This is a genomic window from Eoetvoesiella sp., from assembly GCF_035555955.1.
Taxonomy (GTDB): Bacteria; Pseudomonadota; Gammaproteobacteria; order Burkholderiales; family Burkholderiaceae_B; genus Eoetvoesia.
Map to the genome: position 1 here is coordinate 55,228 of NZ_DATMGA010000016.1, position 26,518 is coordinate 81,745.

General features: G+C 64.4%; 20 protein-coding genes and 1 other RNA gene. 13 read left to right on the plus strand and 8 right to left on the minus strand.

Features of this window, described 5'->3' with window-relative positions:
- Nucleotides 1-2: 2 nt before the first annotated feature.
- From VNT00_RS04735 to VNT00_RS04750, 4 genes are all read right to left on the minus strand, one after another.
- A complete protein-coding gene (locus VNT00_RS04735) occupies nt 3-776 on the minus strand; it encodes an ABC transporter permease (protein ID WP_325585028.1) in 774 nt (257 codons plus the stop codon).
- A gap of 120 nt (nt 777-896) precedes the next feature.
- Nucleotides 897-1,895: an ABC transporter substrate-binding protein gene (locus tag VNT00_RS04740; protein WP_325585030.1), complete on the minus strand. Its 999-nt coding sequence runs from the start codon at nt 1,893-1,895 to the stop codon at nt 897-899.
- On the minus strand, nt 1,892-2,662 hold the full coding sequence (locus tag VNT00_RS04745; protein ID WP_325585032.1) for an ABC transporter ATP-binding protein: 771 nt from the start codon (nt 2,660-2,662) through the stop codon (nt 1,892-1,894). The genes VNT00_RS04740 and VNT00_RS04745 overlap by 4 nt, the downstream gene beginning before the upstream one ends.
- Before the next feature lie 223 nt (nt 2,663-2,885).
- On the minus strand, nt 2,886-3,728 hold the full coding sequence (locus tag VNT00_RS04750) for a helix-turn-helix transcriptional regulator (RefSeq protein WP_325585034.1): 843 nt from the start codon (nt 3,726-3,728) through the stop codon (nt 2,886-2,888).
- A gap of 134 nt (nt 3,729-3,862) precedes the next feature.
- Between VNT00_RS04750 and VNT00_RS04755 the strand changes: the two genes are divergently transcribed.
- The 4 genes from VNT00_RS04755 to VNT00_RS04770 all read left to right on the plus strand — a co-directional run bounded on the left by VNT00_RS04755 (nt 3,863) and on the right by VNT00_RS04770 (nt 8,696).
- Nucleotides 3,863-5,023, plus strand: coding sequence for an ABC transporter substrate-binding protein (locus VNT00_RS04755; protein WP_325585036.1), 1,161 nt, complete (start codon nt 3,863-3,865; stop codon nt 5,021-5,023).
- Between the two features lie 82 nt (nt 5,024-5,105).
- Complete coding sequence (locus tag VNT00_RS04760) at nt 5,106-6,833, plus strand: AMP-binding protein (RefSeq protein ID WP_325585038.1); 1,728 nt, start codon at nt 5,106-5,108, stop codon at nt 6,831-6,833.
- The gene (locus VNT00_RS04765; protein ID WP_325585039.1) at nt 6,833-7,666 is read left to right on the plus strand and encodes an enoyl-CoA hydratase/isomerase family protein; all 834 of its coding nucleotides are present in this window, start codon (nt 6,833-6,835) and stop codon (nt 7,664-7,666) included. Before VNT00_RS04760 ends, VNT00_RS04765 begins: the two co-directional genes overlap by 1 nt.
- Before the next feature lie 109 nt (nt 7,667-7,775).
- Nucleotides 7,776-8,696 carry an SDR family NAD(P)-dependent oxidoreductase gene (locus VNT00_RS04770; protein ID WP_325585041.1) on the plus strand — a complete coding sequence of 307 codons (921 nt, stop codon included), beginning with the start codon at nt 7,776-7,778 and terminating at the stop codon, nt 8,694-8,696.
- Here VNT00_RS04770 and VNT00_RS04775 read toward each other — a convergent pair.
- Both VNT00_RS04775 and xerD read right to left on the minus strand, forming a co-directional pair.
- A complete protein-coding gene (locus VNT00_RS04775; RefSeq protein WP_325585042.1) occupies nt 8,693-9,187 on the minus strand; it encodes an aminoacyl-tRNA deacylase in 495 nt (164 codons plus the stop codon). The two genes, VNT00_RS04770 and VNT00_RS04775, sit on opposite strands and share 4 nt — an antisense overlap.
- 3 nt (nt 9,188-9,190) lie before the next feature.
- On the minus strand, nt 9,191-10,087 hold the full coding sequence (gene xerD / locus VNT00_RS04780) for a site-specific tyrosine recombinase XerD (protein WP_325585044.1): 897 nt from the start codon (nt 10,085-10,087) through the stop codon (nt 9,191-9,193).
- A 162-nt stretch (nt 10,088-10,249) separates the two neighbouring features.
- Between xerD and VNT00_RS04785 the strand changes: the two genes are divergently transcribed.
- From VNT00_RS04785 to recR, 6 genes are all read left to right on the plus strand, one after another.
- Nucleotides 10,250-12,904 carry a PD-(D/E)XK nuclease family protein gene (locus VNT00_RS04785; RefSeq protein WP_325585046.1) on the plus strand — a complete coding sequence of 885 codons (2,655 nt, stop codon included), beginning with the start codon at nt 10,250-10,252 and terminating at the stop codon, nt 12,902-12,904.
- Complete coding sequence (locus VNT00_RS04790) at nt 12,894-16,217, plus strand: UvrD-helicase domain-containing protein (protein WP_325585048.1); 3,324 nt, start codon at nt 12,894-12,896, stop codon at nt 16,215-16,217. The genes VNT00_RS04785 and VNT00_RS04790 overlap by 11 nt, the downstream gene beginning before the upstream one ends.
- A gap of 104 nt (nt 16,218-16,321) precedes the next feature.
- Nucleotides 16,322-16,419, plus strand: an RNA gene (ffs, locus tag VNT00_RS04795) — signal recognition particle sRNA small type.
- A 96-nt stretch (nt 16,420-16,515) separates the two neighbouring features.
- Complete coding sequence (locus VNT00_RS04800; protein WP_325585050.1) at nt 16,516-18,528, plus strand: DNA polymerase III subunit gamma/tau; 2,013 nt, start codon at nt 16,516-16,518, stop codon at nt 18,526-18,528.
- A gap of 47 nt (nt 18,529-18,575) precedes the next feature.
- Nucleotides 18,576-18,902: a YbaB/EbfC family nucleoid-associated protein gene (locus tag VNT00_RS04805; protein ID WP_325585052.1), complete on the plus strand. Its 327-nt coding sequence runs from the start codon at nt 18,576-18,578 to the stop codon at nt 18,900-18,902.
- A gap of 11 nt (nt 18,903-18,913) precedes the next feature.
- Nucleotides 18,914-19,522, plus strand: a complete 609-nt coding sequence (gene recR / locus VNT00_RS04810; protein WP_325585054.1) for a recombination mediator RecR — start codon at nt 18,914-18,916, stop codon at nt 19,520-19,522.
- Between the two features lie 68 nt (nt 19,523-19,590).
- On the opposite strand, the gene tal is transcribed toward recR, so the two are convergent.
- Nucleotides 19,591-20,553: a transaldolase gene (gene tal, locus VNT00_RS04815; RefSeq protein WP_325585056.1), complete on the minus strand. Its 963-nt coding sequence runs from the start codon at nt 20,551-20,553 to the stop codon at nt 19,591-19,593.
- A gap of 225 nt (nt 20,554-20,778) precedes the next feature.
- Between tal and carA the strand changes: the two genes are divergently transcribed.
- The 3 genes from carA to VNT00_RS04830 are packed head-to-tail and all read left to right on the plus strand — an operon-like array spanning nt 20,779 to nt 25,957.
- On the plus strand, nt 20,779-21,933 hold the full coding sequence (gene carA, locus VNT00_RS04820) for a glutamine-hydrolyzing carbamoyl-phosphate synthase small subunit (RefSeq protein WP_414650888.1): 1,155 nt from the start codon (nt 20,779-20,781) through the stop codon (nt 21,931-21,933).
- A gap of 9 nt (nt 21,934-21,942) precedes the next feature.
- Nucleotides 21,943-25,179: a carbamoyl-phosphate synthase large subunit gene (gene carB, locus VNT00_RS04825; RefSeq protein ID WP_325585060.1), complete on the plus strand. Its 3,237-nt coding sequence runs from the start codon at nt 21,943-21,945 to the stop codon at nt 25,177-25,179.
- 16 nt (nt 25,180-25,195) lie between these two features.
- Entirely contained in the window at nt 25,196-25,957 is a 762-nt protein-coding gene (locus tag VNT00_RS04830) for an SDR family oxidoreductase (RefSeq protein ID WP_325585062.1), read from the plus strand.
- 53 nt (nt 25,958-26,010) lie between these two features.
- Here VNT00_RS04830 and VNT00_RS04835 read toward each other — a convergent pair whose 3' ends face one another.
- Nucleotides 26,011-26,430, minus strand: a complete 420-nt coding sequence (locus VNT00_RS04835; RefSeq protein WP_325585064.1) for a YchJ family protein — start codon at nt 26,428-26,430, stop codon at nt 26,011-26,013.
- Between the last annotated feature and the right edge of the window lie 88 nt (nt 26,431-26,518).

Sequence of the window (26,518 nt, forward strand, 5' to 3'; positions counted from 1 at the left end):
GATTACACGTACTGATAGCGCAGAAGACGGCGTTTCAGGTTCTCCAGGATGGCCTGGTCGATAAGGGTGGCCAGGATTGCAATGGTGAGTATGTTCGACATGACGCCCACCATGTCGGCGGTCTCGCCCGCGTAGGCCAGGGTGCGGCCCAGGCCCTGGCCGAAGCCGATCAGCATTTCGGCGGAGATCAGGGCGCGCCAGGCATTGCCGAAGGCAAGCTGGGCGCCCGTGATGAGCTCGGGCATGACGGCCGGCAGGTACACCCGCTTGAGCATGGCCCAGCGGCTGGCGCCCATGACCTTGGCGGCGGCCACGTGCACGTTCAACACGCTTTCCGTGGCGTTCATGACGGACAGCGCCGCGGGAAAGAACGCCGACAGGGCGATGACGACGATGATGGGCAGGTTGCCGAAGCCCATGACGATCAGGAACAGCGGCACCCACGCGATGGACGGAATGGACTGCAGGATGATGATGGCCGACTTGAGCACTTCGCGGAAGAAGAACAGAATGCCGCCGGCCAGGCCAAAGCCCACGCCGAACAGCAGGGCGGCGACATAGCCGGTGCCCAGGCGCGTCAAGCTGCCCGACAGGGCTTCGCGAAACGGCGCCGACTGTATGTCGGCCCACAGGCGCACAATGACCGTGGGAACGTCCGGCATCAGAAAATCGGGCAGGGACCAGGCCGCTGCCTGCCATAGCAGCAAGATGAAAAGAACCGCCACGATCATGGCGAGTTTTTTTCGGTAGCCGGTAAGTCGGGTTTGTGTACTCATGTAAGCGTTCAAAATGCAGGATGGCCGGCATGGCCGACCATCCTGGGGGTTGATGACGTTGTGGCGCCGCGCTTTGCACGGCCCCTCGCGCCGGCCCTCATGGCCAGCCAAGGTTGGATTTTATAGCTTGCGCGCCTTTTGCCAATCGAGGTCGATGATCTTCTTTACATCGAAGGGCTTGCCGTCGCGGGTCTTGAGCGAACCCTGGGCTTGCATGATGTCGGCGATTTCCTGCATGCGGGCCACTTCTTTGGAAGTCAGGGCGGCATTGAATGTCTGGCTCTTGATGGCTTCGGCGATGACCTGCTCGCGGGGCATCTCGCCATGCTTGAGGGTCTTGAGCTTGGGCTCGGCAATGAAGTACGGGGCGATCAGCTTGGCGGCTTCATCGGGTTTTTTCTGCAGCAGATCGATGGCTTCGCGCTGTGCGTCCAGGGATTTCCAGACATCGTCCTTGCGGTTTTGCAGGGTCTTGCCCGAGGTGATCACCACCATGCAGGGGAAGGGCCATACTTCGCCGATTTCATAGATTTGCTTGACCGGCGCGATGAGCTGGGCAATGCTGGCCTGGGGCTCGAACAGGAAGGCGGCGTCCACGCGCTTGCCGACCAGCGACTGCACGGCGACTTGCGGGCTGACGCCCATGATGGTCAGGTCGTCGGCCGTCAGGCCGGCGTTTTTCAGGACGACGCCCTTGAGGACGGTGTCGGCAGTGCTGCCTTCTTTTTGCGAGGCCAGGGTATGGCCTTTCAGGTCGGCAACCTTGTTGATGCCCGAGTCGTCGCGCACGACCAGGGCGTGGAAACCCTGTTGCGCGCCGCTTACGACTTTAAGGTCGGCCCCCTTGGAGGACCAGGAAGCTGCGTTGGTGAACCCCAGCACGCCGGTGTCGAGCTGGCCGCCCACGATGGCCTTGATGAGGTCGGTGCCCGATTTGAACTCGACCAGTTCGACATCCAGGCCTTGTTTTTTGTAGAAACCGCCTTCGTAGGCGGCGATCGCCTGGGCGTCGTCCATGACGCGCAGATAGCCGACCTTGAACTTGTCGGCGGCCGCGGCCTGGCCCGCCATGGCAAAGGCGGCGACGACGAAGGGGATCAATAAACGGGCGAATTTCATGCTTCGATTTCCTCTAGTAACGCGGTTTCATCTAATTCGACATGGATTCCGAGCAGGCTCAGAATCTCGCGGCGCATGGCGGCGAACTCGGACAGGTCGTGAGTTTTTTCGTGGTGCGCCAGATTGAACTCTTTAAGCACGGTGGCCGGCCGCGAGCTGAACACCAGGATGCGGTCGGCCAGGAACAAGGCCTCGTCCACGTCGTGGGTAACCAGCAGAACCGTGGGTCCGGCCTCGCGGATGAGCTGGCGCAGCGCGTCTTGCAGCGTCATGCGGGTCAGGGCGTCCAGCGCACCGAAGGGTTCGTCCAGCAGCAGGGTTTTGGGGTGTGAAATAAACGCCCTGGCCAGGGCCGCGCGCTGGCGCATGCCGCCCGATATCTGATGCGGGTAATAGTCCTCGAAGCCCTTCAGGTTGACTTTTTCGAGCCAGCCGCGTGCTTCGTGCTGCGCCTGCTGCTTGTCGACCTTTTGGAATTCCAGCGCCAGGGCGACGTTCTGCACGAGGGTGAGCCAGGGATAAAGCGCGTTCTCCTGGAACATGAGGGTGCGTTCGGGATCGGGGCCGTGGACCGGCTTGCCGTCGACCAGAAACTCGCCCTTGCTGGGCTTTTCCAGGCCCGCGGCGATGTGCAGCAGCGTGGATTTGCCGCAGCCCGAAGGGCCCACCAGGGCGACGAGCTCGCCATCCTGGATTTCCCGGCTGAAGTTCTGGATGACCTGGAGTCCGGCGAAGTTTTTTTCTATATTCTTGAAAGACAGCTTCATGGGGAGTTGATTTACAAAAAAGTTATATCAAACTGTACGGCAGCGCAAAATACCCAACAAGAATTTTTATCTTCTTTGTTTATTCCTTCTTGTTATATACAAAAAAGCATGGCGAATTTGCACGGGATGTCGTGAAAAGCCCCGTTTGGTGCTGGGATTGGAATGCAGGCGTGCGCTGCATTTTTGCAACGCCAAACAGGACACTAGCCCGGACGGATGATGTTTACGCTGGTTTTGCCGGGCCGGCGGCGTGTTGGGAATGGCGGGCAAGCAGTGCGAACAGCTGGCTTTTGAAGCTGATGCCCAGCCGCGCGAAAGCGCGGTTGCGGTAGGTAATGACAGTGGGGCGGCCCAGCCCCATGTCGGCGGCGATGCCGTCGTAGGTCATGCCTTGCAGCAGGCGTTCACAGACATCCAGTTCGCGCGGGCTCATGCCGGTGTTTTCCAGGAAGCGCCGGCTTGCCCTTGTGGCCGACCCTGTCGCAGCGGCATCTTCGTGGCCCGGGCCGGGGTCGCCCGCGCTTAGATCCAGGTGGCGTTCGATGCCGGTGAACAAAATCGGCGCGAGGTTTTCGAACCGGCCCAGATGGCGGTCGGTGTAGCTGGGCTGGTCTTCATGGGTGTAAAGATTGACGCTGGTGACCGACCCGTCGGGCTCGTTGCGCGATATGGACAGGCGCTCGCAGAGACGGTTGCGGGTGTAGATCATTTCGCGGTGCCGGGGATTCTTGAATTCGTCCGCGCGCAGGTGCTGCAGCATGAGCCGGTCGTGCTGGCGGCTGGCGCGCACGGTCTCGAACGAACGGTCTTCCAGGTAGATTTGATTTTTATAGGCCTGGAAGCATTTAAGGGTGATGTCGGGCCGCTGGAAACTGTGCGAAAGCAGCAGAATCGGAGGCTGGTCGGCCCAGGTGCGATAGACGCTCCAGGAACCTACCGGCAGCAGGTGGTTGATTTGCGCCAGCATGGCATCGTTGAAGGAGTTTTGCCCGATCTGGGCGAGCAGCTCGATGGCGCATTGCTGGATGTCGGGTTGCGCGGCGCAGCCGGCTTGCCAGGTTCTCATTGCTTGTCTCCGGTCGAACCATGTCCTTCTTTTGGATGACACGTTTGTGCCGATGTGCTTGCTACCATCGAAACCCAGTGCTGGCGGGCTGTCCGCCAGACACGATTCGACAATTATAAGTTCTGGAGACAAAAATGAAATTGCCGCAAAAATTGCGCTGCCCGGTGCTGGTGCTGGCGTTTTTCCTGGCATTGCCCCTGACGGCCAGCGCCGACATCAATGTCGGCGTCATCTTGTCGTTGACCGGGCCGGGCGCCTCGCTGGGCCAGCCCGAGCAAAATGCCGTCAAGCTGTGGCCGGCCAGCATAGCCGGCGAAAAACTCAACGTGACGGTGCTCAACGACGGCACGGACGTCAGCAATGCCTCCAAGGCGGCCTCGAAGCTCATCGCGGAAAACAACGTCGACATCATCATCGGTTCCAGCCTGACGCCTCCGAGCCTGGCCATTACCGAGGTGGCGGCGCAGTCCGGAACCCCCGTCATTTCGCTGGGCGGCGGCAGCGCCATTGTCGAACCGCAGGAGGGCAACAAGAAATGGGCCTTCAAGGTCAGCGCGCCCGAGAAATACGCGGTCCGGCTCATCCTGCAGCATATGCAAAAACACAAGGTCGCCAAGGCCGGGCTTATTTCCATTACCACAGCCTATGGCGAAGGCTTCGTCAAGACCTTCGAGCAGATGGCGCCTTCGTACGGTGTGAAGACCACCAGCGTCGAGCGCTACAACCAGACCGACCAGAGCGTCATCGCGCAGATCAGCAAGCTGGTCGTGCAGAAGCCCGATGCGGTATTCATCATCAGCGCGGGGACGCCCGGCGCCCTGCCGCAAATCGAGCTCAAGAAACGTGGCTACAAAGGGCTGGTGTACCAGACGCAGGGCGTGGCCAACAACGATTTCCTGCGCGTGGGCGGCAAGGACGTAAATGGAGCGTACATTGCGCTTTCGCCCTTGATGGTGGCGTCGCAGCTGGATGCGTCCAACCCCATACGCGAGCGGGCCATGGCCTTCAACAAGCTGTTCGAAGAGTATAACGGCCCCGGCAGCGCCTCGATTTTCGCCGCTTCGGCCTGGGACGCCATGCTTATCCTGGAACATGCCGCGCCGCAGGCCCTGAAAAAGGCTAAGCCCGGCACCCCCGAGTTTCGCGCCGCGCTGCGCGGCGCCATCGAGAACAGCCGCGATGTCGTGACCTCGACCGCCGTGTACAACTTCAGCGACAAGGATCACAACGGGGTCGACGAGCGCTCGCAGGTCATCGCCCACATAGAAGACGGCAAGTGGGTGTATGTGAAGTGAACGGCGCGCGAAGGCGGGCGCGGGCGGCCATCCGGCGGTCCGCGCCTTGCGGGTGTTCAAGGAATTGTCTCGAGGAGTTGCAGTGGGCGTAGCAAATGACAAGGCGATCTGGCAGGCCGAAACCGAAGGCGTGGAACTGCTGAACCTGACCATAGGCGATATGTTCGATCGGGTGGCGCAGGCCGTGCCGGATCGGGAAGCGGTGGTGTATGACTATCCTGAACTGGACATGGCGCTGCGTCTGGATTACCGCGCCTTCCAGGCGGAGGTGAACCGGCTGGCCAAGGGTGTGATGGCTCTTGGCATCCAGGCTGGCGACAAAGTGGCGGTGCTGGCGCCGAACATTCCAGAATGGCTGCTGCTTGAAATGGCCCTGGCCAAGGCCGGCGCGGTGCTGGTAACCGTAAATACGGGATATCGCGCGGCCGAGCTGGAGTATTTGTTGCGCAATGGCGACATACATACTTTGTTCACGGTGCCCGAGTATCGCAACAATTCGTTCATCGACGCGCTGCATGGCCTGCTGCCCGAATTGAAGCAATGCCGCGACCCGCGCCTCGATCTATTGCAGGCCGAAGCCCTGCCGTGTCTGCGCCGCGTCGTGCTCATGCGCGCCAAAGCCCCGCAGCCGGGCTGCCTGCCGTTCGACGAGGCGCTTGCCATGGGCGATGCGATCGGCGATGAGCAGCTCCGGGCGCGCCAGGCGGCGGTCAGGCCCGGGGACGTCGTACAGATCCAGTACACCAGCGGCACCACGGGCCATCCCAAAGGCGTCATGCTTACCCACCACAGCACCTTGAACAACGCCTATCTGACGGCGCGCAGGGCGGGGCTGGCCGATGGCGAACGGTTCCTGGCCTGCATGCCGCTGTTTCATACGGCGGGTTGCGTGGTGAACGTGCTGAGCACGCTGCTGAATCGCGGCACCCTGATCATGGGGGTGTACTTCGATGCGCGCAAGATGCTGGAACTGATCGATGCCGAGAAGCCGTCCATCATCAATATGGTGCCCACCATGCTCATCGCCATGCTGGCCGATACGCTTTTCCAGCAAGGCCGGTTCAATACCCGCAGCATCACCAAGATGCTGACCGGGGGCACGTCGATTCCGGTGGTGCTGATCGAAGATGTGCAGCGGCGCATCGGCGGCAATCCCATGATCGTCCTGGGCCTGACCGAGACCAGCCCCATCGTGTGCCAGACCTTGCCCGACGACAGCTTCGAGCTCAAGTCGGCGACCGTCGGCCAGCCCCTGCCGCATACCAGCGTCAAGGTGGTCGATCAGGCCACGGGCGAGATCGCGGGTTTCAACCGGCCGGGCGAGCTGATGGTCAAGGGCTACCTCGTCATGCAGGGCTATTATCAAATGCCGGACAAGACGGCGGAAACCATTGATGCCGAAGGCTGGCTGCACACCGGCGACCTGGGAATGATGGATGAGCGCGGCTATGTGCGGGTGATCGGCCGTCTCAAGGACATGATCATTCGTGGTGGCGAAAACATCTATCCCGTCGAGATCGAGGAGTTCCTGCTGGGCCACGAGGCGGTGGAGCAGGCCGCGGTGGTGGCCGTGCCCGATGACTATATGGGCGAGGAGGCGGCCGCGGTGCTGCGCCTGGTCGACGGCGCCAGCCTGGACGAAGACGCGTTGCGCCAATATTGCCGCGCTCGCATCAGCCGCCACAAGGTGCCCAAGTATTTTCTTTTCGTCGACGAGTTTCCTTTGACGGCCAGCGGGAAATTCCGCAAAAATGTCTTGCGCGGCATGGCGTTGACGATGCTGGGTTTGCAGAAAAAGGAGGACTGCTGATGGCTGGCGAAAACCCGGAACGGAAAGACCCGGTGCTTCTTTACGAGAAGACTGGGCACGTTGCGCAGGTCACGTTCAACAGGCCGGAGGCCCGGAATGCGTTGAGCCCCGAATTGCTGTGCCGCTTTGCCGATGCGCTGCTCGATTTCCAGGCCGACGAGGCGATGCGGGTGCTGATCATCACGGGGGCGGGCGCGCAGGCATTTTGCGCCGGCGGCGACCTGGGCCTGACCCTGCCGCTGCTGACCGGCGACCGCAAGCCGCAAACCGAATGGGATCACCGCCTGCTGGACGATCCCGGTGTATTGGCGGCAACCACCTTGCGCGACTTTCCCTTGTACAAGCCCGTGATTGCCGCCGTCAACGGCATTTGCGTGGCGGCTGGCGCCGAGCTGCTGCTCGCCACCGATATCCGTGTGGTCTCGGACGAGGCGCGCTTTGCCTGGCCCGAAGTGCAGCGCGGCCTGATCCCCTTTGCGGGCTCCCTGGCCCGCCTTCCCAGGCAGCTTTCGCACTGCCAGGCCATGGAGCTGTTGCTGACCGGCTCGGCGATCGACGCGCAAAAGGCGCTGCAGTGGGGGCTGGTGAACTATGCCGTGCCCGGCCCCGAGGTCCTGCCCCTTGCCCGCAAACTGGCCCAGGGCCTGGCGGCCAATGCGCCGGTGGCTCTGGCCGAGATAAAGAAAACCGCCGTGCAGTCGGCGGGTTTGCCGCTATCCGAGGCCTTTGCCCTGGAAGACGCCAGCTATCATCGCGTCATGGCGACCGAAGACGCCAGGGAAGGCCCCAGGGCGTTCATCGAAAAGCGCTCCGCCGTGTACAAGGGCAGGTAACGATTCATGCAAACGTGCAGAAGGCAAAGGCCGGCGGCGGTTTGCGCGGGATACCAGGGCGGCGGGCGGCTGCTGTCCATATTGAAATATTGAAGGAAGGCAAGGATTCATGTTGAACCTGGATGGAAAGGTGGCCGTCGTGACCGGCGGCGGCAGGGGGTTGGGGCTGGCGGTTTCCAGGGCTCTGGCCAAGGCGGGTGCGGCCGTCGTCGTCAACGATCTCGATGCCGATGTCGCGCAGCAGGCCGTGGACGCCATACTTGCCGAGGGCGGCAGGGCGGTGGCCCAGGCCGCCGCCATCGGTTCGTCGCAGGCAGCCCAGCTTTGCGTCGACGCGGCGGTGGAGCAGTTCGGCCGCCTGGACATCATGTGCGCCAATGCCGGCATATTGCGCGACAAGGTCCTGTGGAACATGACCGACGACGATTTCGACCAGGTGGTCGAAACGCATTTGCGCGGCACGTTTACCTGCGCCCGCGCCGCCGTGCGGCGATTCCGCGAGCAGGGCGATGGCGGCCGCCTGTTGCTGGTTTCTTCGCTGGCGGGGCAGCGCGGCAATTTTGGGCAAACCAATTACGCGGCGGCCAAGGCCGGCATTGCCGCCATGGCGCGCACCTGGGCGCTGGAGTGCGCCCGCTTCGGTGTTACGGTCAATGCGGTGCTGCCCACGGCCCTGACGCAAATGGTGGCAACCATTCCCTTCATGCAGCCCTACGTGAAGCTCGTCGAGCAGGGGCGTGATCTGCCGCCCGAAGTGCGCCTGGGCATGGGAATGGGGCAACCCGAAGACGTGGCGCCGCTGTTCGTGTTCCTGGCGTCGCAGGCGGCCCGGGAAATCACCGGCCAATGCATCGGCCTGGGCGGCGGCAAGCTGGCTTTATGGAGCCATCCCCAGGAGATCCGCACCGCCTACAGCGATTCGGGCTGGACGGCCGAAAAAATCGCGCAGCTCTGGTCCAGCTCGGTGGGGCAGGAGCTCGAGTCGTTCGGCATCCCGCCCATCGCGCCGCCGCAGCCTGAAAGCAACTAGTTCTTGTCCAGGCTTACGTCCACGGGTTTGGCGCCAAGCAGCTTGGTCAAGACCGACGGGGCAAGGCTGATCAGGTAGCCGCGCCTTCCTCCGTTCAGGTAAATGACTGGGTAGTCCAGCAGCGAGGCCTGTACCCATACCGGCATTTTCTTGCGCGTGGCGAACGGCGATGTGCCGCCCACCTGGTAGCCTGAATTCTTCTGCGCGGTTTCGGGCGTGCAGGGGCCGACTTTCTTGGCGCCGATCTGGCGCGCCAGATTCTTGGTGGAGACTTCGCAATCGCCGTGCATGAGGATGATGAGCGGATGGCCGCGCTCGTCTTCCATGATCAGCGTCTTGGCGACCTGGTGCGGATCCACACCCAGTTGCCGCGCCGATTCGAGCGCCCCGCCATGTTCCACGTAGTCGTAGGGGTGTTCGTCGAAGGCGACGCGCTGGCGCTTGAGCCATTGCGTGGCAGGTGTTTCCGAAACGTGTTTGTCTTTTGGCATCGTTTACCCGCGGGGGTGGTGCATGGCGTGCAGGGCTTTCAGCCTTTCGCGCGCAACGTGAGTATAGATCTGCGTGGTCGATATGTCCGCGTGGCCCAGCAGCATTTGCACGACGCGCAGGTCGGCGCCGTGGTTCAGCAGATGGGTGGCGAAGGCATGGCGCAAGACGTGGGGCGACAGCGGCGTATGGATGTCGGCCTGCGCGGCGTATTTCTTGATGATGTACCAGAACGCCTGGCGGGTCATGGGCGCGGCGCGGGCCGTGACGAACAGGGCGTCACAGCGTCGCGCGCCCAGCAGCGCCACGCGGGACTGCGCCATGTACCGGTCTATCCAGTGGGCCGCTTCGGCGCCCAGCGGCACCAGCCTGTCCTTGCCGCCCTTGCCCATGTTGACGCGCACCACCCCTTCGTTCAGGTTCACGTCCAAGGCGTTCAGGCCCACTAGTTCGCTGACCCGCAGGCCGGTGGCGTAAAGAGTTTCCAGCATGGTCCGGTCGCGCTGGCCCAGCACGGTTTCGTGGTCGGGCGCCTGCATCAGGGCATCGACCTGGTCCTCCGACAGCGTCTTGGGAAAACGGGCGGGCTGCTTGGCGGTGTGCAGGGTCAGGCAAGGGTCCTCGATCACGCGGCCCTGGCGCAACGCCCATAGGTAATAGCGTTTTAGCGCCGCCAGGCGCCGGTTGGCCGTCGAGGCCTTGGTGCCCGCGTGCCGGGCGACGAACCAGTCCTGGATGTCGGCGGCCTGCGCCTGGTCGATATCTTTCGAGGTCTTGGCGGCCAGCCATTTCGAGAACGCCGACAGATCGCGCCGGTAGGCGGCCAGCGTGTTTTCAGCCAGGCCGTCCTCGAGCCAGACGGCATCCAGAAAGGCATCGATGGAAGGGGAAGGGGCAAGCATGTGGCGGGCTTGGCGCAATGTGTCGGCAGTGATTCGGGAAAAGGCTTTGCGATGCCGGCTATTCTAATGATAACGTTTCCGGTGCGCATCGGGTTCGGGCATGGTTTTTTTTAGCACGCCGCGAGCCGATACGGGATTTTGCGCATCGATTCCTGGATGGATATGAATACGGAACTTGTACCGGTATCGCTCGACGAACTCGCCGGCCTGCCCAGCATGGCAACCCTGGTGCTGACGGTCAACAACCGCCATGCCCGGCGTATCGTGGCCGAACTTTCCAGCCGGCTCGATGCCGGGCGGCAAGTCATGGCGTTGCCCGACATCGTGCCCTTGTCGGCCTGGCTGCAGCAGGCCAGCGATCAGTTGTCCTTCGTTGCGGGCAGCAGCCTGGCTGCCCATACCGTCGATGCGTTCGGCGCGCGCTGCCTTTGGCAGCAGGTGGTTGCCGAGGCCGAATCCGATCATGTCCTGCTGGATACGGGCCAGGCCGCCCGGCTTGCGCAGGAAGCCGATCGCCTGGTGTCGGAATGGCGGCTGCAGGTGTCCCCCGAGCTGGAAACGGACGATTACCGGCGATTCAAGGTTTGGCGCGCCGCCTACCGGCAGCGCCTGCGGGATATGGACGCCGAGGACGGCGTGCTGGGCTTCGAACGGGTTTGCGATGCCATTGTCCAGGGTGAGCTGCGCTTCGACTTCCGGCATGTCGTGCTGGCGGGCTTCAATGAGTTTTCCCCGCGTCTTTCCAGCCTGATCGACGCTTTGCATGAACAGGGCGTTTCCATTGCCGCGCTGCGGGCCGACCAGCCGGCCGCGGACCAGATCGTGCGCGTCCAGGCCTCCGACCCCGACACCGAGTGGCGCATGGCCGCGCAATGGGCGCAGTCCAGCCTGCGGGCCGATCCGGACGGGCGTTTCGCGATTGTGGCGGCACGCCTGGAGGCCGACGTGGTCCTGGCGCATCGGGTGTTGCGCGAGGCGCTGCGCGCCGCGGAGCATGAACCCGCCATTTCCTACAACATTGCCGTGGCGCGCCCGCTGGCCGATTGGCCGGCGGCGCGCGCGGCGCTGGCCTGGCTCAGGGTGCTGCAGTCGTTTTGGCAGCGCGGCTACTGCGAGCCGTCGCTGGCCGGCGAGGCGCTGCTGGCGGGCGGCTGCGTGGCGCACGAGCAGGAGGCTGCGGGCCGCGCGGCCATCGATGCGCAATGGCGCAGGCGGGCGGTTCTAAGGGTTGCGAAACATGGCTTCGAGCAATGCCTGGAGCAGTGGGCGCCGCAACTGGCGCAGGCCTGGCGCGATTGCCTGGCATTGAACGAGGGCTGGCGCGACGTCCCGCTCGACACCTGGGTCGAGCGCCTGCGGTCCATACTGCAGCGACTGGGGTTTCCAGGCGAGGCCGCACTGGACAGCCACGCCTATCAAGCAGTCGAGGCCTTGGACCGCACGCTGGATCGCCTGGCGCGCCAGGCTTCGCTGTTGGGGCCGGTGGATTTCGGCCAGGCGGTGTCGCTGCTTGGCCGGCTGGCGCGTGAAACGCCGTTCCAGCCTCAACGCGATCCCTCGGCCCGCCTGGACGTTCAGGGTTTTCTGGAAGCCGAAGGCGGGCGCTGGGATGGTGTGTGGGTTCTGGGACTCACCGACGAGGTGCTGCCGGCGGCTCCCAAGCCTAATCCCCTGATTCCTCTGGCGGCGCTGCGCAAGGCCAATGCGCCGCGCGCCACGCCCGAGCGGGAACTGCAGTGGGCTCAGGCGCTGTACCGGGCGTTGTTGCGCACGGCGCCGCAAGTCTGGGTCAGCCACGCCCTGCATGAAGGCGAGCGCGAACTCCGGCCCAGCCCGTGCATTGAAGGCCTGCCGCCCGGCCAGGCTCCGGCGCTGCCTGAGCCCCTGTCGCGCTGCGCGCTGGAATCCATCCGGGACGAGCAGGGGCCGCCGCTGCTGCCGGGCACGCAGGTGCGCGGCGGTATTGCCGTCATCGATACCCAGGCGCGCAACCCCCTGTGGGCATTCGTGAAATACCGTCTGGGCGCCAGCGAATTGGCCGACTACGCGGTATTGTCGGATCAGAACACGCGTGGAATGTTCCTGCATGAAGCCATGGAATTCGCGTGGAGCAAGATCGAAGACCAGGAACTTCTGGCCGAATACCGGATCGACGGCCGCCTGGCGGAGCTCATCGCCCAGGCCGTCGATGGCGCCGCCGAATCGCATTTGAGCGACTACAGCGCGGCTCTGCGCGAGCTGGAAGCCGAGCGCGCCAGGCTGGTGCTGGAGGACTGGTTCGAGCTGGAGCTGGCGCGCCAGCCCTTTGCGGTCGATGGCGTCGAGCGCAGCTTCCAGTGGTCGCATGGCGCGCTCGAGCTGGCCTTGAGGCTGGATCGCATCGACAGGCTGCCCGATGGCCGGCTGGCGGTCATCGACTACAAGACAGGAGGAGGCAATATCGACCCCAAGTCCAACTGGATGCGGCAGCGGCCCATAGGCTTGCAACTGCCTTTCTATGCCTCGGTGCTGGCGCGCGAGGACGCCAGGGTCGGCGCCCTGGTGCTGGCGCGGCTGCATGCCCGCAAGGCCGAGGTCAAAGGCCTGGCCGATGGCGATTACGGCTTCGAAGGGCTGGCCAGCCTGGACGAGTGGCCCGAGTTCGCGGGGCTGTCCTGGGATAGGCTCATGGCGCAATGGCGTGCAACCATCGAAGGCCTGGCCCAGGAGTTCGTGGAAGGCGTGGCGCGGAACAGCAGTTTGCGCGCCGACGACATCAAGTATTGCGATGTCCGGCCGTTTTTGCGCCTGAACGAGGAGGCCGTCAATGACGACTAAGCAGCCCGGCGATATCACGGTTCGCCTTGCCGCCCTCGATCCCCGGCGATCCTTTCTCGTCCAGGCGCCGGCGGGGTCTGGAAAGACCGAACTGCTGACCGACAGGATCCTGGCGCTGCTGGCAACGGTCAATCGCCCCGAGGAAATCGTGGCGATTACCTTCACGCGCAAGGCCGCCTCGGAAATGCATGCTCGGGTGCTGGGCAAGCTGAAGGCTGGAACCCGGGACGAGCCGCCCGAAGAGCACAAGAAAAACAGTTGGAGGCTGGCGCGCCAGGCCATGCGGCGCAATGACGAGCTGGGGTGGAATCTGCTGGAGTATCCGGCCCGCCTCAGCATCCGCACCATCGACGCGTTCTGTTCGCACCTGGTGCGGGGCATGCCCTGGCTTAGCGCTCTGGGCGGCTTGCCGGCGGTGGCGGACAACGCCCGGGAGCACTACGAGGCGGCGGCCAAGGCAACCCTGGCCATGATCGACGACGTCGAGGCCGTGCGCATTCTTGTTGCGCACCTCGACGTCGATACGGGCGCGGCCGAAGAACTGATCGCCGACATGCTGGCCAGCCGCGATCAATGGCTGCCGCTGCTGGCCGACAGCGACGACGTCGATCAACTTCAGCATAATCTGCAACAGGCTGTGCAGGAAGACCTGCAGCGGCTGGAGCAATCCATGCCCGCGGGGTGGGCGTCCAGCCTGGCGCCGCATGTCTCGCGCGCGGCCTCGGCCTTGCAGCAAAGCGACGAGCCGTTCGACCTTTCCCCCTTGCTGGACTGGGCGGGCGAGCCCTTCGGTACAGAGCGCGGCGACATGGCGCGATGGCGCGCATTGGCCAAAGTCCTGCTGACGGCTGCCGGCGGTTTACGCCGCACCGTCACCAAGAAGCAGGGCTTCGAGGCCAAGACGGCCCATAAGGACGCCTTTGTTCAATGGCTGCAGGCTTTCGAGGGCGGCGAACCGTGGGTCGCGGCCTTGGCCGAGGTGCGCTACATACCGGAAGGCGGTTATCAGGCCGACCAGATCGCCACCCTGCATGCCCTCATCCAGGTGCTGTGGCTGGCGTCGGCGCAGCTGGGCCTGCGCTTTGCCGAGGCGGGCGAGGTGGATTTCATCGAAATCGCCCAGCGCGCGGTCATGGCCCTGGGCCAGGCCGACGATCCCAGCGAATTGCTGCTCAGCCTGGATGCCTCCATCCGGCATTTGCTGGTGGACGAGTTCCAGGACACCAGCCAATCGCAGATCGACCTGCTCAAGCGCCTGACCTCGGGATGGCAGCCGGACGACGGCCGCACCCTGTTCCTGGTGGGCGACCCCATGCAGTCCATCTATCGTTTCCGCAAGGCCGAGGTGGGCTGGTTCCTGAAGGTGCAAAAAGAAGGCCTGGGCGAAGTGCCGCTGCAGGCGCTTTCCCTCACGACCAACTTCCGTTCGCAGGCCAGCGTCGTCGATTGGGTCAACCGGGTTTTCGCGCCGCTGTTTCCGCAGGAAGAAAACCTTGCCATGGGCGCGATTCCTTATACGGAGTCGGTGCCGTTCAATGGGGCGCTCGATATGCCGGGGGTCGAGTTCCATCCCGTGTGGGTAAGCGCCGGACGCGACAGCGACACCGACGATGCGCCGGAGCGCAGCGAGGCGCTGGTGCTGGACCTGGCCAGGAAAGCGCTGGCGCGCAATCCCGAAAGCGAGCATCCGGTGGCCATCCTGGTGCGGGCGCGCTCGCATCTGCAGGAGGTGGTGCTGCGCATGACCCGCGAGAACATTCCGTGCCGCGCCGTGGAGCTGGTGTCGCTGGCTTCGCGCCAGGTCGTCGGCGATCTGGTGCAGTTGGCCCGTGCGTTGTCCCATCCCGCCGACCGCCTGGCATGGCTGTCGGTGCTGCGCTCGCCCTTGTGCGGCTTGCGGCTGCACAGCCTGCATGCCCTGTTCGGTTCCGGCCACCACCAGCCTGTGCCGGCGGTACTGTCGGGCTGGCTGGCGCGCGATGTCCAGGGCCAGCCAGGACTGGACGAGGCCGAGGCCCGGCGCCTGCGGCACGCGGCGGCCGTCCTGCTCGACCGGAGCAATGCCTCGGGCGCCGTCCCGTTTGCCGCCTGGCTGCAGCAGTGCTGGGAGCGTCTGGGCGGCGCCGCCGTCTACGCCAGCCCCGAAGATGCCGCGGATGCCGAAAGCCTGTTTCGCCTGGTCGAAAAACTGGCGCCCTACGGGGGCCTGAACCCGGTGGAGTTCGATGCGCAGATCGAGCGTTTATACGCCGCGCCCAAAAGCACGGGGCGTGCCGTCGAAGTCATGACCATCCACAAGTCCAAGGGCCTGCAATTCGATACCGTCATTCTCATGGGGCTGCATCGCAAGGGGCGGGGCGATGCCGCACCCCTGATGCGCATCGAGCAAAGCGAGGGCAGATTGCTGCTTGGACCCATCAAGCCGCGCATCGCCGACGAGGCCGATCCGGTCTCCGTCTATCTGGCCGAACGCGAGAAGAAGCGCGCCAGTCATGAAACGGATCGCTTGCTGTACGTGGCCGCCACTCGGGCGCGCGAGCAGCTTCATCTGGTCGGCGAGGTCGCCCTGGACAAGGACGGCGCCATCAGGACGCCCGCGTCGTCCAGCTTGCTGGGCCGGCTTTGGGAGCATATGGAACAGCCGGAGCCGCCGGGGCAGTCCGTCTCCGCCGATTCGGGGCCACGGCCCGATGTCCTGCCGGACGCCCCGCCGGGCAATTTGCTGCGCATGACGCAAGACAGCCTGCCGCCGCTCCGGCCCTTGCCGGAAGTGGCGCGGGGCGGCGCCTGGGAGTGGTCGGCGCCTTCGGGGTTCGAGGCGGTGGCCGGCACGGTGGCGCACGCTTGGCTGGAGCGCCTGGGGCGCGATGGCATCGACGCCTGGCCTGTCAGCCGCATCGAGGCCAGCGAGCCTGTGATACGCAAGCAGTTGAGCCGGGCCGGATTGAGCGGTTCCGCCCTGGACGAGGCAAGTTCGGCGGTGCGCGAGACCCTGGCGGCCACCCTGGCCAGCCCCAAGGGCCGGTGGCTGCTTGGGGCTGCCCGGGCGTATCGCGAGTGGTCGCTGCTCGATGCCAGCGGCCGGGTATCGGTGATCGACCTGGCCATCTCCGACGAAGCGGGTTGGCTGGTGGTGGACTATAAAACCGGGGTTCCGCGGGCGAACGAATCCGCGCCCGCCTTCGAGGCCAGGATGCGCGAACGCCATCAAGCGCAGATACAGCGGTATTGCGCGCACGTGCAGGCGCTCGACGGGCGTCCGGCGCGCGGCGCGCTGTATTTCCCCCGGGCCGGAGTCTGGGTGGATTGCTGACGGAGGGCGCAGCATTCACGGCCTGGCGCTGGTTGTCCGGCGCCGGTCGGGATTTTGCCGCGTTTGCCAAACAGAAGGCTGCAACTCCTGTTAAACTTTAGCTTGGCGGGCCCCTTCGCATGGTTCGGCGGTGAATCTGGTCAGGTCGGGAACGAAGCAGCCACAGCCGTGCAGAGCCAGTGCCGAAGTCAGGCTCGCCTCCTCTTTCCGGCGATTTGCCGCCGTCTCCCCAAGCCACATCGAATCCGGTAAACTTTTTGTTTGTCCAACGACTGCCTTGCGGCACGAGCTCCCACGCATGACATATCTGGTACTGGCGCGAAAATGGCGGCCCCGCTCATTCGACACCCTGATCGGGCAGGATCATGTGGTTCGAGCGCTGACGCACGCGCTTTCCTCGCAGCGCCTTCATCATGCCTGGCTGTTCACAGGCACGCGCGGCGTGGGCAAGACCACCTTGTCGCGCATTCTGGCCAAATCGCTTAATTGCGAGCAGGGCATCACACCCAGCCCCTGCGGCGTCTGCCGCGCCTGCACCGAAATCGATTCGGGGCGTTTTGTCGACTACATCGAACTCGACGCGGCCTCGAACCGGGGCGTGGACGAAATGACGCAGTTGCTCGAGCAGGCGGTGTATGCGCCCAGTTCGGGGCGTTTCAAGGTCTACATGATCGACGAAGTACACATGCTTACCGGGCATGCGTTCAACGCCATGCTCAAGACCCTGGAAGAGCCGCCGCCCCACGTCAAGTTCATCCTGGCCACGACCGACCCCCAAAAAATCCCGGTCACCGTGCTGTCGCGCTGCCTGCAGTTCAACCTCAAGCAGATGGCCGCCGACGCCATCGTCGGGCATTTGCAGATGGTGCTGGGCCAGGAGGACATCGCCTTCGAGACGCCGGCATTGCGGCTGATCGCGCAGGCGGCCTCGGGGTCGATGCGCGACGCCCTGTCGTTGACCGACCAGGCCATTGCCTACAGCGCGGGCCAGCTCACCACCGATGCCATCCAGGGCATGCTGGGCACCATCGATCAACGCTACCTGCTGCGCCTTTTGCAGGCGCTGGCCGATGGCAGCGCCTCTGAAGTGCTGGTGGTGGCCGACGAGCTGGCCACGCGCGGCTTGTCGTATTCGGGTGCGCTGGCCGATCTGGCGGTCTTGCTGTCGCGCGTGGCCATCGAGCAGCGCATCCCCGGCTCCGTGCCGGCCGACGACCCCATGGCCGAAGATATCGCGGCCCTGGCCCAGCGCATGCCCCCCGACTTCGTGCAACTGTTCTATTCGGTTGCCGTGCACAGCCGCCACGAGCTTTCCCTGGCGCCCGACGAGTACGCGGGCTTTGTCATGGCCTGCCTGCGCATGCTGGCGCTGGTGCCGCGCGCGGTTCCGCCCGATTCGGGCCGGGCCGATGCGCCTGCGGCGCAAGCGCGGGAACAGCTTCAGGCGCCGCATCAGGTGCAGGCGCAAGCTCAAGTACAAGCTCAAGTACAAGCTCAGGCACAGGTGCAGGAACCTGCGCAAGGGCAAGAAAACATCCCGGCGCAGGAAAATGCCCGGGCGCAGGCTGGGCAGGCCGAGCCCGTGCAGGAGCAACGTGCGGAAGACGCCGCGCCGAGCACGGGCGGGCCGGTTTCCAGCGCGCCGCTGGCGGGCTCGCCGCGCCGCGACCAGGCCGCCGTTGCCGTCGGCAAGCCTGCCATGCCGCAGGCTCCGGAAGCTGCCGTCGATGTGCCCGCCTGGGAAGACATCCCCATCGACGAGTCGGCCGGGCAATACGAACCCTACGACGAGCGCCAGCCGTTCACGGCCGATGGCGACGACGAGGCCTTCGAATCCATGTCGGCCGCCGCCGCGGACATCCCCATGCCGGCATTCGAGCCGGCCGGCAAAAAACCGAAGTCTCCGCGCCTGCGCGACATGACGGCCACGACCTGGCCCGCGCTGGCTGCGCGGTTGCCGCTTACCGGGCTGGCCGCCGAACTGGCGCGCCAAAGCGAATGGCTGGGCGTCAACGGCGACGAAATCAATTTGCGCGTGGCGATCCGCACGCTGGCCGAAAGCGCGGGTCAGGCGCGGTTGTGTACACTGCTGTCCGAATATTTCGGTACGGTGGTGCACCTCAATGTGGAATATGGCGCGACGGGAGACGATACGGCGCATGCCGTGGCCCAGGCTGAACAGGCCAGGCGCCAGCACGAGGCCGAGCAGGCCGTGCAGGTGGACCCCTTCGTGCAAACCTTGATCAGCGACTTCGGCGCTGTGGTCGTGCCGGGTTCGGTGCGGCCGGCGCCCGTCGACAAAGCGGCGTAAGCGCCAACAGGCCTCGGGGCCCGATTTTTATTATTGGAAAACTCATCATGATGAAAGGTCAGATTGCCGGTTTGATGCGGCAAGCGCAGCAAATGCAGGAAAACATGAAGAAAGCGCAGGACGCGCTGGCTGAAATCGTCGTCGAAGGCGCTTCGGGCGGCGGCCTGGTCAAGGTCTCCATGACCTGCCGCCACGACGTCAAGCGCATCGCCATCGATCCCAGCCTGCTGGCCGACGACAAGGACATGCTCGAAGACCTGGTCGCGGCGGCGTTCAACGATGCCCTGCGCAAGGCCGAAGCCACGTCCCAGGAAAAAATGTCCGCGGTCACCGCCGGGCTGCCTCTGCCCCCGGGAATGAAGCTGCCGTTCTAGGGCCTGTCTGAATGGAAGCGCCCCTGCCCGAACCCGAGCCCCTCAAGGTACTGATCGACGCGTTGCGCCGGCTGCCGGGGGTGGGCGTGCGGTCGGCGCGGCGCATGGCCTATCATTTGCTGCAGCACGATCTGGCGGGCGCCGACAGGCTGTCGCGCGCGCTGGCCGACGCGGTCAGCAACCTGGGGCATTGCCGCCGCTGCAACAGCTTTACCGAAGGCGAGCTGTGCGCCACCTGTTCCAACCCCAAGCGCGATCCGTCCATTCTGTGCGTGGTCGAAACACCGTCCGATCAGAACATGATCGAAGCCAGCCACGGCTACAAAGGCCTGTATTACGTGCTGATGGGGCATTTGGCGCCGCTCGAGGGCGTGGGGCCGGTCGAGCTGCAGTTCGACCGCCTGCTGCAGCGTGCCGGCGACGGCGTGGTGAAGGAAGTCATCCTGGCCACCAACTTTACCGCCGAAGGCGAAACCACGGCGCATTACCTGGCCGAACTGCTGCGCTCACGCGGCCTGTCGGTGTCGCGGCTGGCCCGCGGCGTGCCGGCGGGCAGCGAACTCGAGTACGTGGACGCCGGCACCATAGCCTGGGCGCTCATGGAAAGGCGCTCTACCTGATCGTCGGGCCGCGGGCCCGGCGGCGCAAGCCTTCCTCCCGCAAGCGCTTCCTCAAACCGCCAAGACGCTCAAGCCTTCGAACCGGCGGCTTTCACCAGCGCGTCCAGCTTTACCGCATCGGCCACGAACACCCGTATGCCTTCGGCCAGCTTTTCGGTGGCCATCGCGTCTTCGTTCAGGTTGAAGCGGAAAGCCGCTTCGTTGTCTTCCCGCAGCGGGGGCGGATTCCGCAGCGCTTCTTGCGCATCGAGCTGGCGGCTCAAGGGCTCTTGGCTGGCGGCCAGCTGGCCCAGCAGCTCGGGGCTGATGGTAAGCAGGTCGCAGCCGGCCAGGGCCTGGATCTGGCCGATATTGCGAAAGCTCGCCCCCATGACTTCGGTGGCGATGCCGTGGGCCTTGTAGTAGTTGTAGATGCCTCGCACCGACTGCACGCCGGGATCGTTGACTCCGGCATTGGCGGCCTCGTTCCATTGGCTGCCCTGCGATTTCTTGTGCCAGTCGTAGATGCGCCCGACGAAAGGCGAAATAAGCTGCACTTTGGCCTGGGCGCAGGCCACGGCTTGCGTCAGGGAAAACAGCAGGGTGAGATTGCAGGCGATGCCTTCGCCTTGCAGCGTCCTGGCGGCCTGTATGCCTTCCCAGGAGGAGGCGATCTTGATCAGCACGCGTTCGCGGGCTACGCCTTGCGCCTCGTACAGGGCGATGATCTGCCGCGCCCTGGCGATGGTGGCTTGCGTGTCGAAGGAAAGGCGCGCATCGACCTCGGTGGAAACGCGCCCCGGCACGATGGCCAGGATTTCCTTGCCGAAGGCAATGAGCAGGCGGTCGATGGTTTCGGCCGGCGAGGCGTGCGGATAGTCGGCCAGGACGCGGTCGAGCAGCGGCCGGTAGGCTTCTTTTTGCACGGCCTTGAGAATCAGCGAGGGATTGGTGGTGGCGTCGGTGGGCCGATGCTCGCGCATGGTTTCGAAATCGCCCGTATCGGCGACGACGGTCGTGTATTGGCGCAGGGTATCGAGTTGGCTTTGCATTGCGTGAATTTGCGTTTCGTGTGGATGTGGCGGCAAGCGCCTATGGTAAAGGATTGCCGGCGGGAAGGGGAGGCAGCCCCCTGAAGCCGAGCGCCCTGGAGCCGGGCCTGCTTTGACAACGCGAATACCCGTGCCGGGCCTTGATTGGCGCAGTTGCCGGGGAAAATGGCCGTCTCAAGGTATAATCGGAGGGTTTGATCATTGACTTTATAACTGGGGTTTACTGTGCTGCCGTCACTTTTTCCTGAGGAGACCAAGTCGTCTCCTTCTGCAATTCTAGCCTTGGCAGACGGTACTATCTTCAAGGGTGTCTCTATCGGCGCCGATGGATATACCGTCGCCGAAGTTGTGTTCAATACCGCCATGACTGGCTATCAGGAAATCCTGACAGACCCCAGCTACAACGGCCAGATCGTTACGCTTACCTACCCGCACATCGGCAACACCGGAGTCAATCCCGAAGATGTCGAGTCCTCCCGCGTGCATGCCGCCGGCCTGGTGGTGCGCGATTGCTCGTTGCGGGTTTCCAGCTTCCGCGCCACGCAGTCCTTGCCCGATTACCTCAAATCGCAGGGTGTCGTGGCCATCGCCGGCGTCGACACGCGCAAGCTTACGCGCATCTTGCGCGAGGGCGGCGCCCAGGGCGCCTGCATTCTGGTGGGCGACGACGCGCCGCGCGCCGTGGCGCTGGCCAAGGGTTTTCCGGGCATGTCCGGGCAGGATCTGGCCAAGGTGGTTTCCATCAAGGACGCCCAGCCCTGGACCGAAGGCACCTGGAAGCTGGGGCAGGGCTATACCCAGCCCGGCGGAAGCGATTTCCATGTCGTGGCCTACGACTTCGGCATCAAAAGCAATATTTTGCGGCTCATCGCCGACCGGGGGTGCCGCATTACCCTGGTGCCGGCCCAAACGCCCGTCGCCGACGTCCTGGCCCTCAAGCCCGACGGCATCTTCCTTTCCAACGGCCCCGGCGACCCCGAGCCCTGCGACTACGCCATTGAAACGGCCCGCACCGCCATCGGCAGGAAGATCCCGTTGTTCGGCATCTGCCTGGGGCAGCAAATCATGGGCCTGGCTCTGGGCGGCCAGACCCTCAAGATGAAGGCCGGCCACCATGGCGCCAATCATCCGGTGCAAGACCTGGATACCGGCCGGGTGTTCATCACCAGCCAGAACCACGGCTTTACCGTCGATGCCAAGTCCTTGCCCGCCAATGCCCGCACCACGCATGTCTCGCTGTTCGACGGCACGCTGCAGGGCTTCGAGCTTACCGACGCGCCGGCCTTCTGCTTTCAGGGCCACCCCGAGGCCAGCCCCGGCCCCCACGATATCGTTGGGCTATTCGACAAATTCATCAGCCTCATGGCCGGACAGAAATAATTCAGCACTATGCCAAAGCGTACCGACATAAAAAGCATACTCATCATTGGCGCAGGCCCCATCGTCATCGGGCAGGCCTGCGAATTCGATTACTCCGGGGCTCAGGCCTGCAAGGCCCTGAAGGCCGAGGGATTCCGCACCATCCTGGTCAACAGCAACCCCGCGACCATCATGACCGACCCCGAGACGGCCGACGTCACCTACATCGAGCCCATCACCTGGGAAGCCGTCGAAAAAATCATCGAGCGCGAAAAGCCCGATGCCTTGCTGCCCACCATGGGCGGCCAGACCGCGCTTAACTGCGCGCTCGACCTGGCCCACCACGGCGTGCTGGAAAAATACGGCGTCGAACTCATCGGCGCCAACGAGCACGCCATCGACAAGGCCGAAGACCGCCAGAAGTTCAAGCAGGCCATGACCAGCATCGGCCTGGAATCGGCCAAGTCGGGCGTGGCCCACACCATGGACGAGGCCTGGGCCGTGCAGCGCCGCATCGCCGAAGAAGCCAGCACGGCGGGCTTTCCCGTCGTCATTCGCCCCAGCTTCACCCTGGGCGGGTCGGGCGGCGGCATTGCCTACAACCCCGAAGAGTTCGAAGCCATCTGCCGGCGCGGCCTGGAGGCTTCGCCCACCAATGAACTGCTCATCGAAGAGTCGCTGCTGGGCTGGAAGGAATACGAAATGGAAGTCGTGCGCGACAGCGCCGACAACTGCATCATCGTGTGCTCCATCGAGAACCTGGATCCCATGGGCGTGCATACGGGCGACTCCATTACGGTGGCGCCGGCGCAGACGCTGACCGACAAAGAATATCAAATCATGCGCAACGCCTCCATCGCGGTCTTGCGCGAAATCGGCGTCGATACCGGCGGATCCAACGTGCAGTTCGCCGTCAACCCCGATAACGGGCGCATGATCGTCATCGAGATGAATCCGCGCGTGTCGCGTTCTTCGGCCCTGGCCTCCAAGGCCACCGGCTTTCCCATCGCCAAGGTGGCGGCCCGCCTGGCGGTCGGCTATACGCTCGATGAACTGCAAAACGAAATCACGGGCGGCGCAACGCCTGCGTCGTTCGAGCCTTCCATCGACTACGTGGTCACCAAGGTGCCCCGTTTCGCCTTCGAAAAATTCCCCCAGGCCGATTCGCGCCTGACCACGCAGATGAAATCCGTGGGCGAGGTCATGGCCATAGGCCGCACCTTCCAGGAGTCCTTCCAGAAGGCCTTGCGCGGCCTGGAAGTGGGCGTCGACGGGCTGAACCAGAAAACCACCGACCGCGAGAAACTGCAGGTCGAGCTGGGCGAGCCCGGCCCCGAGCGCATCTGGTACGTGGGCGACGCCTTCGCCCAGGGCTTCAGCCTGGACGAAGTGCATTCGCTCACTCGCATCGATCCGTGGTTCCTGGCCCAGATCAAGGAAATCGTCGACATCGAGCTCGCGCTCGAGCAGAAAACACTGGCCGACCTCGACCAGGCCACGGTGCGCGAACTGAAGCGCCGCGGGTTTTCCGACCGCCGCCTGGCCTTCCTGCTGGATACTTCCGAGGGCGAGGTGCGCAAGCTGCGCCACCAGCTCGACGTGCGGCCGGTCTATAAGCGCGTGGACACCTGCGCGGCCGAGTTCGCCACCAAGACCGCCTATATGTACTCCACCTACGAGGAAGAGTGCGAGGCGGCGCCCACCGACCGCAAGAAAATCATCGTGCTGGGCGGCGGGCCGAACCGCATCGGCCAGGGCATCGAATTCGATTATTGCTGCGTGCATGCGGCGCTGGCGTTGCGTGAAGATGGCTACGAAACCATCATGGTCAACTGCAACCCCGAAACCGTGTCCACCGACTACGACACTTCCGACCGCCTGTATTTCGAACCGCTTACCCTGGAAGACGTGCTCGAGATCGTGCACAAGGAAAACCCGGTCGGCACGATCGTCCAGTACGGCGGCCAAACGCCCCTGAAGCTGGCGCGGGCGCTCGAAGCCAACGGCGTGCCCATCATCGGCACCAGCCCCGAGTCCATCGACGTGGCCGAAGACCGCGAGCGCTTCCAGAAGCTGCTTACCAAACTGGGCCTGCGCCAGCCGCCCAACCGCACCGCCCGCACCGAGGGCGAGGCCTTGGCGCATGCCGCCGAAATCGGCTATCCCCTGGTGGTGCGGCCCAGCTATGTGCTGGGCGGCCGGGCCATGGAAATCGTGCACGAACAGCAGGACCTGGAACGCTATATGCGCGAAGCGGTCAAGGTCAGCAACGACTCTCCGGTGCTGCTGGATCACTTCCTGAACAATGCCACCGAAGTCGACGTCGACTGCATCGCCGACGGTGAACAGGTCTATATTGCCGGCGTCATGGAACACATCGAGCAGGCCGGCGTGCACTCGGGCGATTCCGCCTGCAGCCTGCCTCCCTACTCCCTGTCGCAGGACATCATTGCGGAAATCAAGCGGCAGACGGCCCTCATGGCCAGGGCGCTCAACGTCAAAGGCCTCATGAACGTCCAGTTCGCGGTGCAGGACGGCGACGTCTACGTGCTCGAGGTGAACCCCCGCGCATCGCGCACGGTGCCCTTCGTCTCCAAGGCGACCGGGCTGCAATTGGCCAAGCTGGCGGCCAGGGTCATGACCGGCCGCAACCTGGCCGAGCAAGGCGTCACGCGCGAAATCATTCTTCCGTATTTCTCGGTCAAGGAAGCCGTATTCCCGTTCGTCAAGTTCCCGGGCGTGGACACCATACTGGGCCCCGAAATGAAATCCACGGGCGAAGTCATGGGCGTGGGCGAAAGCTTCGGCGAAGCCTTCGTCAAGTCGCAACTGGCGGCCGGGGTGCGGCTGCCGTCGTCGGGCGTGGCGTTCATCAGCGTGCGCGCGCAAGACAAGCCCAAGGCGGTCGAAGTCGCCCGTGGCCTCATCGATCTTGGCTTCACCATTGTCGCCACGCGCGGCACGGCGGCCGCCATCGAGCAGGCCGGCCTGGCGGTGCAGGTGGTCAACAAGGTCACCGAGGGCCGTCCGCACATCGTCGACATGGTCAAGAACAAGGAAATCGCGCTGGTCATCAATACCGTTGAAGAACGGCGCAATGCCATTGCCGATTCGCGCACCATCCGCATCGTGTCGCTGGCCGAGCGCGTTACGTTCTTCACCACCATCGCCGGCGCCCGGGCGGCGGTCGAGGGGCTGCAGTACATCCGCCAGGGCGGCGGCCTCAAGGTGTATCCGCTGCAGCAACTGCATGAATCGCTGCGCTGACGCAGCCTGAGTGCGCATGAGCCGCGTGTTCATTACCGGAGCGAGCAGCGGCATAGGCGCCGCGCTCGCTTTGATTTATGCGCGGCGCGGGGCGCGCCTGGGCCTGGTGGGGCGCAATCTCGACAGGCTCGAGGCAGTGCGGGCCGCGTTGCCGGGCGCGCACGACATCTACGTGCTGGATGTGCGCGACAGGGCCGCCCTGCATTCGGCGGCCCGTGATTTTCTTGCGGGTGGTTCGGTCGATGTGGTGGTGGCCAGCGCTGGCATCAGCGCCGGCACCCTTACCGAAGAGCTGGACGATTTTCGCGTGTTCGAAGCCATCATGGCCACCAACCTCAACGCCACGGTTGCGACCTTCGAGCCTTTCGTGACTGCCATGAAGCAGCGGGGGCGGGGCGCCCTGGTGGGCGTGTCCAGCGTGGCGGCCGTGCGGGGCTTGCCGGGTGCCGGCGCCTACAGTGCGTCCAAGGCGGCCGTGCGCAATTACTGCGAAAGCCTGAGGGTGGAACTGCGCCCTTACGGGGTCAAGGTGGTCACGCTTGCGCCGGGCTTCATCCGCACCCCCATGACGGCGCACAATCCCTACAAAATGCCGTTCCTGATGCCGGTGGAAGCTTTCGCCGAACAAGCGGCGCGGGCCATCGACCGCGGGGTCTCGTACAAGGTCATACCCTGGCAGATGGCCTGGGTGGCCAGGCTGCTGCGTTGCGTGCCGAACCGCGTCTACGATTACTTCGCCGTGCGCCGCAAGCGCAAGCCGCGCGCGCCGTCCGCCTGACCACGCGCCTCCGTATCGTGGCGGAGAAGCTCCGGCCCTTGGGCCGGAGTTCTTCACTCGTCCTTCATCTTGCCGTCGACGTAGAACCAGCGGCCGTCTTCGCGCACGAAACGGCTGGTTTCCGTCATGCGCCGCGCCTTGCCGCCCTCGCGCCACCGGGCGGTGAATTCGACCACGGCGCCATCCGGACCGGTCTGCTCATGGCGATGCACGGCAAGCCCAAGCCAGCGGGCGCCGTGGGGCTGTCCGGGCGGGTCCAGGTCCAGTTGCGAAGGCCGGGTGGACGCGTGCCAGCTTGCCAGGAGATAAGGCTCATCGCCCAGGGTGTAGGCGGTATAGCGCGAGCGCATCAGCGCTTCGGCGGTGGGGGCCGGCAGCCGGCCGCTTACATAGGGTTCGCAGCAGTCCGCAAACGAGGCTCCGGCGGGAAGGCCGCCGCAGGGGCAGGCGATGGTCGGCGGGTACTTTTTCATGGTGCAAGATGTATTCGGGGGAATGGGCGGAATCCGAAACATGCAATATAAACCTTGCGGCGGGATGTCGCCGACCTTACACTTTCGC